The 7860-nt window shown below is 48.7% G+C and carries 8 protein-coding genes; all 8 read right to left on the minus strand.

The annotated features are described in order from the left end of the window. A partial coding sequence (hypE, locus tag PGX78_RS04590; RefSeq protein ID WP_270445584.1) for a hydrogenase expression/formation protein HypE occupies positions 1 to 966 on the minus strand: 966 nt, incomplete at its 3' end. Beyond that, positions 967 to 2010, minus strand: coding sequence for a hydrogenase formation protein HypD (hypD, locus tag PGX78_RS04595; protein ID WP_270445585.1), 1044 nt, complete (start codon positions 2008 to 2010; stop codon positions 967 to 969). Then, a complete protein-coding gene (locus tag PGX78_RS04600; protein ID WP_270445586.1) occupies positions 2010 to 2183 on the minus strand; it encodes a HypC/HybG/HupF family hydrogenase formation chaperone in 174 nt (57 codons plus the stop codon). Before PGX78_RS04600 ends, hypD begins: the two co-directional genes overlap by 1 nt. Beyond that, complete coding sequence (gene hypF, locus PGX78_RS04605; protein ID WP_270445587.1) at positions 2116 to 4518, minus strand: carbamoyltransferase HypF; 2403 nt, start codon at positions 4516 to 4518, stop codon at positions 2116 to 2118. The genes PGX78_RS04600 and hypF overlap by 68 nt, the downstream gene beginning before the upstream one ends. Beyond that, positions 4515 to 5552, minus strand: a complete 1038-nt coding sequence (locus PGX78_RS04610) for a nitrogenase component 1 (protein ID WP_270445588.1) — start codon at positions 5550 to 5552, stop codon at positions 4515 to 4517. Before PGX78_RS04610 ends, hypF begins: the two co-directional genes overlap by 4 nt. Further along, entirely contained in the window at positions 5549 to 6847 is a 1299-nt protein-coding gene (locus PGX78_RS04615; RefSeq protein WP_442864795.1) for a nitrogenase component 1, read from the minus strand. The genes PGX78_RS04610 and PGX78_RS04615 overlap by 4 nt, the downstream gene beginning before the upstream one ends. After that, positions 6844 to 7599 (minus strand): nitrogenase iron protein NifH, encoded by a 756-nt coding sequence (locus PGX78_RS04620; RefSeq protein WP_270445589.1) that lies wholly within the window; start codon positions 7597 to 7599, stop codon positions 6844 to 6846. The genes PGX78_RS04615 and PGX78_RS04620 overlap by 4 nt, the downstream gene beginning before the upstream one ends. 10 nt (positions 7600 to 7609) lie before the next feature. After that, positions 7610 to 7860 (minus strand): TM1266 family iron-only hydrogenase system putative regulator (locus PGX78_RS04625; protein ID WP_270445591.1); only part of this gene is annotated, 251 nt, incomplete at its 5' end.

Genomic DNA, 7860 nt, shown 5'->3' on the forward strand with positions numbered 1-7860 from the left:
CAATATCGTTTCCGTTCCTATCTCCGTCGTCATGGTCACCGTACCGACGCGTCTATCTGTAACGTCCCCGATAATCGCGGCGTCAGCAGAATACGGTAGGGTATGTAACACCGCTACGACCTGTTCCGCCACTTCCGCCGGTACGATAAAAACCAACCGGCCTTCACAAGCGAGATATAAAGGTTCCAAGCCCAGCATGCCGCAAACCCCCTTAACGGCCGGTCGGACAGGTATGTCCTGTACCGTCAAATGCATACCCGTACCGCTTTGCGCCGCAATCTCATATAACACGGTGCCGACACCCCCACGCGTAGAGTCGCGTATAACATGGACGTTTTCCGTTTGTGCCAAAACGGCGGCTACAGTCCGGTTCAAGGGAGCGCAATCACTGGTTACATCAGCCTCTATACCGAACGTATCCCGAGCCAATAAAATAGCACAACCATGACGACCTATATCGCCGCTTACAATGATTTTATCGCCCGGTTGTGCTGCTGCCCCGGACAGACAAAGACCGTCACGAATCTCACCGATCCCTGTTGTCGTTATGAAGAGTTTATCTACCTGGCCCCTTCCGGCAACTTTAGTATCACCGGCTACAATATGAACGCCTGCCTCAGCTGCCGTTATCGCCATGGCCGCCACATATCGTTCCAAGTCATCAAAGGGTAATCCTTCTTCAATAACAAAGGCGCACGTAAGGTACTTCGGCACGGCACCCATGCAAGCCAAGTCGTTAACAGTACCGCAAATGCTCAACTTACCGATATTTCCGCCGGGAAAGTCCGGCGGTGACACGATAAATCCGTCCGTCGAGACAGCCAATCTATTCGTATTAGACGGTAATACGGCCGCATCATCGGCAGTAAACAGAGGATTCCCCAAATATTTTTTAAAAATACGCTCAATCAACTCGGACGTCTTCGCACCGCCCGAGCCGTGGGCCATTGTAATTGTTTCGCTCATTTATATACCTCCGTACCTGTAAAAGGCGGCACAAGTGCCTTCTCCCGACACCATACACGCTCCTACGGGATGTTCAGGTGTACACCCTTTACCGAATACGGGACACTCGGTAGGTATACACTTGCCTTGCAACACGTCGCCACAACGGCAAGCCGAGTTTTCCTTGCCTGCAATATGAGGCATCGAATATTTTATACGACTGTCAAAGTCGATAAAAGACTTTTTTAATTTCATGCCCGATTGTGCAATAATACCGAGGCCTCTCCATTGCGAATCACAAGGTTCCATAACCCTCTCTACAACGGCACGTCCGTTAGGGCTCCCTTCCGGTCGCACAATGCGGGGATAGCAATTAACAAAGTAAGGTCTGCCTTCTTGCGTTTTCTTGACTATAAAAGCCAAGGCCGTAATCAACTCGGCAGCCGTAAAACCGGCAACTACCCCCGACGTGCCGCGCCGAGCCAAGTCTTCGCAAACGGCGGTCCCGCTGACAGCATGGACGTGTCCGGGGTACAAAAAGGCGTCACAACTTCCGCGCATAGCTTCATATGCTTGAGGCATCGTTTTATTAGCCGTCAATAGAGAAAAATTCGTCAGCCCCTCCGATGCCGCCGCTGCTACGGCAATACAAGCCCCGGGTGTCGTCGTTTCAAAGCCGACAGCCAGAAAGGCGACTTCCTTATCCTTGTTCGCCGCCGCATACTCATAGGCATCATAAGGTGAATAAACGACTCGTACATCGGCACCCCGAGCCCGAGCCTCGCTCAACGTCTCGCTTGACCCGGGAACTCGCAATAAGTCTCCGAAGGTACAGACCGTAACCCCTCTTTTTTGGGCCAACCACAAGGCTTCGTCAATAAAAGCTACGGGGGTTACGCATACGGGACAACCGGGGCCGGAGACCAGCTCCATATGAGGGGAGAGTAATTTCCGTATACCCAGCCTGAAGATTTCGTGCGTATGCGTTCCGCATACCTCCATAATACGAATCTTCGGCCCCTTATATGACATAACGAGCCGTTTGGCTCCTTCCAAATCCGCCATTATAAATCCTCCAGCAATTCCGTTGTTTCTTCAATGTCATCGGAGCTGATTTTAGCAATAGCCGTCCCGGCGTGAACCATAACATAGTCGCCCGGATCAAGATTTTCAATGAGTTCCGCCGATACTTGTCGCCGGGCTCCCGACGCGTCGACCAGTGCTATATTCCCCTTCACCTTCACGACTTTCGCCGCCAATCCTACACACATGTTCTTTCTCCTTTTGTAACTTAATCATAGCTGCCAAGGCCTGTCCCAAAGCAATTCCGCCGTCATTCGTCGGTACGAGACGGTGCGTATATACTGTAAATCCTGCCGTTTCCAAATAGGCTCGACTTAATCGTAAAAGCAGGGTATTTTGAAAAACACCGCCACTCAGACATACTTTTGAAAGTCCTGTTTGTTTGCGAACAGCCTCAGCCCCTTTACACAAAAGACCTGCCGTTCCTTTATGAAATAAGTAAGCACAATAATTAACACTTGCCCCCTTATTAAATAGTTCTGTCACTTGTTTTACCAAGTCCAACAGATCCAATATGAGTCGTCCGTCTCTTTTTTCAACGAAAAGATTCAAGGGAGCCTCTTCACCCGCCTTACCTTGTTCATAGGCTTCCGCCGCAAATTGGAGCGTCATAGCACCTTCACCTTCAAAAGTTGAAGCCCGACACACTCCCAATAAGGCACTCACACCGTCAAAGAAACGACCGACTGATGTGGAAACACAGGTATTGACACCTTGAGTCAGCATAAACAGCTGCGCTGCAGCCTCTTGCGGAGTACACAACGAGAGGTCGCTCGCCAGACGACGAACGGCATCTTTACCGTACAGTGCATACATAAACGATAATGCTGATCGCCATCCGTCTCGCACAGCTGCATCACCGCCGGCATGAAGAAAGGGACTGACAGAGCCCACGCGTGTAAATCCGTCATACGAGACTTGTAATAATTCGCCACCCCAAATCGTTCCGTCCGTACCGTACCCGGTCCCGTCCAAAGCTATGCCGATAACTTCATCAGAGCAGCCGTTTTCCGCCATACAAGATAGAATATGTGCATAATGATGCTGTACGGAAATGACAGGGATTCGGGCCTGTTTAACCAACTGCGACGACTCATAGGCCGGATGCATATCCGCAGCACCGCATTGCGGAGTAATCTCCAATAAGTCCCGCAACCGCACGGCACATTCATGTTGTGCCGTTTCCGTCCGCACACAACCTACATCCCCGATATGAGGTGAAAGATAAAAAAGATTATCCTTAGCCAAGCAAACCGTATTCTTTAATTCCCCACCGGCCGAAAGTACGGTACCGTGAAAATCGCCATTCACATAAATCGGTAAAGGAGCATAGCCGCGTGAGCGCCGAATCATATACGGCTCCTCTTCAAAGAGCGTAACAACCGAATCGTCTACACGTAATAAAATATCCCTATCATGAGACAAGATGAGGTCGCATAAGCCCGGTAAGTCCGTACGGACTTCTTCATCAGTCCGACAAATAGGCATGCCGCTTCGATTGGCACTGGTCATAACTAATAAATCAGGCATATGTAAGCCGTCATTATAAGAAAACAGGAGAAGCTGTAAGGGGGCATACGGAAGCATAACCCCTATATACGGATTATCCGGTGACACGGAAGCGGCCGCCTTACCCCCGATCCGTCGTTTCATGAGAACAATCGGCCTTTCATAACCCATCAGTAATTCTTCGCCGGTGTGGGTGACTATACACTCCCGCTTCGCCGTCTCAAGGTCAGCCGCCATAACGGCAAAAGGTTTAACCGGGCGCGTTTTAAGGTGTCTCAGTCGACTGACGACCGCCTCATTCGTACCGTCGCAACAAAGATGAAATCCTCCGATACCCTTGACCGCAATGATCTTCCCTTGACGGATTGCTTCCCGTGCCGCCCTAATCGCCCGATGTCCGTAAATTTCCGTGCCGACCACATATACTTGCGGGCCGCATTCGTTACAACATACGGGTTGGGCATCATAACGACGCGAAGTCGGGTCCGTATATTCTTTTTCACAAGACGAACACAGGGGAAAGTTATTCATACACGTTCGTTCCCTATCATAGGGCATAGACTTCATAACGGTCAGTCGCGGTCCGCAAGCCGTACAGTTAATAAAGGGATGCAAATAGCGACGGTTCGACGGATCGAAGAGCTCCCTTTTACATTCATCACAAATGCCGATATCGGGCGATACAAAAATATGTCCCTTATCAGGGGTGCTCTCAATGATGGAAAAGCCGCTTAACAAATCGGCCTTGTCTATATAATCCGTTTCCATACCCATAATTTGAGAACGCGGCGGAGCTTCATCTCGCAAAGCCTGTAAGAAAAAGTGCTCTTCTTTTGCCGGCACGGCCATGATAACTTCCACATAGGAGCCGCGATTACTCACGGTTCCTACAATACCGCAACGTTTTGCCAAACGACTGACAAAAGGTCTGAATCCCACGCCCTGTACAATGCCGAAAATACGAATTCTCAAAGCCTTCACAACGAAGTCCTCCCCGATACGGCAAAGTGCGGAAAATCAACAAAGAGGCCTTTAAACTTTCCGGTTGCCCGCTTTAAAAAGATATCGGCAAAGATGACCTGGAAGGAATTTTCTTCTATTAGACGTAAAAAATCGTCTTCTTCCGCCAAATGCACATCCTTTTCCTTCATCAGTTCATGCGGTACCGAAAACCAGGTAGCCGTCATTACGTCCGCACCTCTTTCAGCCAATTCGTCTGCTAATTGTCTGGCCGCCACCTGTTGATGTACGACTAGAACACGTTTACCCTTCCAATCGTCAAGCACCTTAGTCTCGTGGCCCTGCAAAGGGTATATACATTCATAAGGAGTACCGAACTTTTTACAAGCATAAACCGCCGCTTCGAGCCCTGACGGCGATAAAACCAGGTTTAGAGTATTTTCACAGGCTCTTTGCAAAGGCTCCAAGCCGTCTTCTCCATAAATATGAACCTCATCCCAGCCTTTATGCAAAAGTTGCTCTTTAATGCGTTCCCTATCTTGAGGAAATACGCAGTCCAAAGGAGTAGCTCCGAAAATACCGACACTTTTATCCTTCCTTTTTCCCGTTTCTTTGGCAAAAGTCTTTAAAAGCTCTTTATAGGCCAAGGCTTCTCCTTTGTCGTAATATTCCGTTCCCGTCGTTTCTATGGTTATAATCGGTTTTTGAATACGCTTTTCCGCCAATCTGCGTAGACCTCTATAATCCGTGGCAATAACGGCCGGCACCGGAGTCCCTATAATAGCGGCAAAGTCCGCATCTATTTCCCCGGCCACAGCCGCCAATTTATCCACCAATCGGTTGTCTCGACCCAAAATAGCATCCATATCACGCAAACCGGCACTGAACACGGCACTTCTTTGTGAAAACCAACGCGGTTCATCAAACCCGCAAATATTGCCGGCACAACCACCGGCATCACAGACAACAATGATTCCTCCCATCCCGTATAAGACCGCCCCCGCACCGGATTGATCGGGTGCAAAGGGAGATATGTATTTCCACAAACCCTTCATATTCTATGGCCCTCCATGGCTTTTATCATTTCACGAAACAGGGTTGTCACACCTCTATGTCCGAAGGGTTGAATCTCCCGATTCCAAAAAACATGAGCCGCCTTCGGATGATAATACGCCGCATCCTTTCCGATTGTCAGGCCAACAGTCTCATCGTCTTCATAGTAAAGCATAGTCGGAGACAGGTTGGAGTAAACCTTAATACTCCCGTTCGTCTCCGCCAGTTGGCGCAAACGCACAAAGGACTCCGCTGTTACGGTTCCGTAAAGCTCCCGTATATCCAATCCGTACTTACTCAAAGCGGCGGCCATATCAAAGGCATCCCCGTTCATCATTTCTCCTATGGCTACTCGTATCGAGCCGTACTTTTTAAGAAATTCTTCGACAGCTGCTTCCGCCTCTTCCTTATACGGTCTGTCATCAAGAGATGCCCCTATAACCTTAGAAAAAATGCCGTACTGCTTATGTATTTTCTCCGTATCATACATGCGGGTCAATTCTATACTCGGTATTTGTAAACGTTCTTCCATATCCTGTGCCGCCAACCGTGATTCAGCGTGAAGAACAAGATTAAAGTTGGCTTCACTCATGGCAAGGTATTCATCAAAATCGCCGCAACGAGAAATCTCCCGAATATGCTTCACTCCGGCTTGCTTTAACAGGTCATATAGCTCGCAGTCATCCTGTAATGGCGAAAAATACCCGAGAAGGTTTACAGCATCACCGCGTCGTTTTCGTGACTTTAAGAGCGAATAAACAGCTTGCCGTACGGCTACCATCGGCGGTTTCCGACCTTCTCTGGTTAAGGCATACATATAGCAAGGAACGACAGGAATCCCTACTTCATCTGCCGCCTTTCGACAGACGCGCTCCATATCCGTTCCTAAGAGAGCATCAACGCAGGTCATACAGACCATGACAACTGACGGTGCTTTTTCCGAACTCTCGCAAATTTCTCTAATGGCCCGGGGAATCTTCTGCAAATGACGACTCGTAATAATATCCGTTTCGTCCATTGTATAGAAGAAAAAACGGTCACTATAGCCGCTCATTTCACTTAAAATCGTTGTATTCCGACCGCAACACCCCGGCCCTACGAGAAGCATAATCGAACCGGGAATAGCCAGACCCGCTCTTTTTACTCCGAATCCTTCCGCCCCGGGCGAATTAAAGGACAAAGATGCCGGCGAATTGTAGATTACATGCTCTGTCGAAATAAGTTCGGCAGGAACCCGCTCCGGTCCTGCCGCCGCTAACTCGGCCACGGTTTTGTAAAAAGCCGCTTTCTGCATCATACTTTTTCTCCTATCAAGGCTTCAGCTATGGATAAGAAATTACGGCTGATAGGCAGGGTCCTGTCACCTTCAACAACGGTACAACCTTCTTCCTCAAAGCGAGAAATATCATCATTGCGCGGAATATCGCCGATAATCGACAAGCCCCGTTCGCTTGCAAAAGCCTTAACCTTATCCTCTTCACCGGGAATATTCCGACGATTAAAAATAATACCTCTCATACGAGCATAACTGCGATCCTCAAAATTCTGTACAGCCCTGCAAATATTATCGGCAGCATAAAGTGACATCTTTTCACCCGATGTAACGATAATAACGTCTTTAGCATAGCCCTCACGAATAGGTGCCGCAAATCCGCCGCAAACGACATCGCCCAAAACGTCGTACAAGACGACGTCGGGCTTATATATATCAAAGAGACCCAAATCTTCCAAAAGCGCAAAAGTAGCTACAATACCGCGACCGGCACACCCCAACCCGGGCGTAGGACCGCCTGTTTCAATGCACAAAACCCCGCCGAAGCCGGTCTCGGAAATGTCTTCAATCGATTCCGGCTCTGCATCCTTCTCACTCATATAGTTCATAACGGGCTTTAACAAATGGCCGCCCAAAAGATTCAGTGTCGAATCGGCCTTCGGATCACAACCGATTTGAATAACCTTTTTACCTAAACAGGCAAAGGCTGCCGCCAAGTTGGATGTTACAGTTGATTTGCCGATACCGCCCTTACCGTAAATTGCAATTTTTAACATAAGCCTACCCCTATTCCGGTAACCTTGCATAAATAGTTTTTGAACTTACGTGCTTTATCATGCCCAGTTTACCGGCAACGGCGCTGATTACAGACTGGGGGGCATCCATAGTAATACTGATAATGGATATCCCTCGTTCTTTATAAGGTAATCCCATACGCCCGATAATATATTCTCTGTAATCGTGAAAAACGGCATTGATTTTTTCCGCTGCCCCGCCGTCGCTGACAATAATACCGATAAGAGCTACTCTAGTTTCAT

Source organism: Megasphaera sp. AF13-6AC, from assembly GCF_027685385.1.
GTDB classification, from domain to species: domain Bacteria; phylum Bacillota; class Negativicutes; order Veillonellales; family Megasphaeraceae; genus Megasphaera; species Megasphaera micronuciformis.